This is a genomic window from Enterococcus sp. 3H8_DIV0648, assembly GCF_002140655.1.
In the GTDB taxonomy this organism is placed as follows: Bacteria; Bacillota; Bacilli; order Lactobacillales; family Enterococcaceae; genus Enterococcus_A; species Enterococcus_A hulanensis.
On record NZ_NGLG01000001.1, the window covers coordinates 3,344,345 to 3,346,358 of the forward strand.

The 2,014-nt window shown below is 37.6% G+C and carries 1 protein-coding gene; it reads left to right on the forward strand.

Annotation, left to right across the window (positions count from 1 at the left end):
• Positions 1 to 173: 173 nt before the first annotated feature.
• Positions 174 to 2,014 (forward strand): hypothetical protein (locus tag A5875_RS23740; protein WP_176244695.1); only part of this gene is annotated, 1,841 nt, incomplete at its 3' end.

The following is a 2,014-nucleotide window of genomic DNA, read 5'->3' on the forward strand; positions in this document are numbered from 1 at the left end:
AATAAAGAGAAGATTTTATCGTGCTTTAAATATTCTCGAGTTTAAATGACGAAAACTCAACAGCCAGAGATGCGAGAGAATATGAGGAGAAGAATAACGAATCTAAAGAAATGACAGGCGGCTCTGGTGTTAAGGAAGATTAAAATCGGAGCAAAATAGGAGGTGGATAGTTTTTGGGGAAAAAGTGTAAGTACTTGAAAAATATAAAGAGTGTGATTAGAAAATTAAAAATTGTGATGATTATTGGAATCACTCTTGATGCTAGCAGCCTAGTATGTTCAGGCATTGCTTTTGCTGAGTCAAAAACTGAACCTAAAACTGAAATTAGTTCACAAGAATCTATTCAGAGCGATGTTGTGGAAAATGTTTTAGAAAAGGAATCTTACAACAACTCAACAGATACCAAACAGTTCGTTGACTCTTCAGCTACAGAAGAAAGTGTTTCTCAGGTTCCTGAGAATACAGATGTTGAAGAACCTGTAAATAATTCTCCCCAAAAAACTAGAGGGGCAGCGGACTCTGTTGCTTCGAAAATAACCGTTGCAAATACCGGCATCGTTTTGAAAAACGATGGAAGCTATCTTTTGATGGACACACCGAAAGATTACGTGGATGGTACATATGATCCTGATACTCATGTTAAAGAGGAAGGGCTATATGACGAAAACACCATCATTGAAATTTCAAATACAAATAGTTCGAATATCAATGAACTCTATTCTGAAAGAAGAACTTCTGGAGTTAATCAGATTCAGCAAATCATAATCGCTGATGGAACTTATAGTGAGCTAACTATTATGAGTAATTCAGCATTAGATATTCAAAATGATTTGGATTATGGAATAAAAGTTTCAAAATTGATTATTGGTGAAAAAGAGGAATTGGATTGGAAGCCTGTAAATCTAAATGTATCATCAAGCAAGATTGGAATATATACGATTGATGGCACGGAGAATATTACTGGTGATGTTCATACATCGGCGGGGCAAGCAGGGATCAGTATAACAAATGAAAATCCACCATTATCCGAAGACTATGTATCAATGAAAACCTTTCAGAAGAAGCTTGAACAAGAAGGAGCATATGGGGAGTATATAGGAGAAATTGGAACAAAGATGTATGCGGAAGCAAATGGAAGTTCTGGTTCGGGAGCCATTTTTACAATGTATACATTAAATGGAGCTGAGTTGACGGGCAAGTCTCGTTCAACTGGCTATGGTGTTTTATCAACCGAAGGAGCACTTGTAGAAACAAAAAACGGAAATGCTGGAGAAGTTTCTGATCGTACTTATGAAGCGTATCTTTCCGGAGAAACAGCAACTGGTTCTGGTGTTTTTATCGAAAGTATTTTATCAAATTATGGTGGGATAGTTACTGGTAACTCTGTAACGGGAAAAGGTGTCGAAGCTGGTTACTATGAATCCTATCCTGATCCATATAGCGGTGAGGATTACCCTTCTGAGTTGAATGGATCAACCGAAACAGGGTTTGGGATTATGATGAGGGACTTTTATGAAAACGGCGAAGAGATCGAAGTTGAAGCTGGATCAATAGGATTGACTTCAGGGAAAATCAACGGTCAATCAAAAGATGGAACGGGTCTTTTCTCTGGAGAGATTCGAGTGGATCCGGAACAAGAGGTAGATATTAGAGGTTCTGCCACTAAAGGACAAGGAATTGTTGCGAAGGGGATATTTACCAATAAATATAATTCTCCAAGACCAAAGATGTCTATTTTAGGAGAGTCAACAGGTGAATCTAGTACGACTCTTTCTACAATAGAACAACTATATTCAGATAGTGATATTTCAACTGGTGAACTTCCTATATCCGCTGGAACAATTTTACTCCGTGGTATAGAGCATTCAGGAGTTGATTTAAGTTTAAAAGGAACTGCGCCGATTGAAATAGATCACTCATATGGTATTTACTCCAAGGATGGAATGGAGTCAAGTATTGGTATTGCTGGTGATAAAAGCGTAAAGATTGAAGCTGAAGGTGATTACGGCATCAA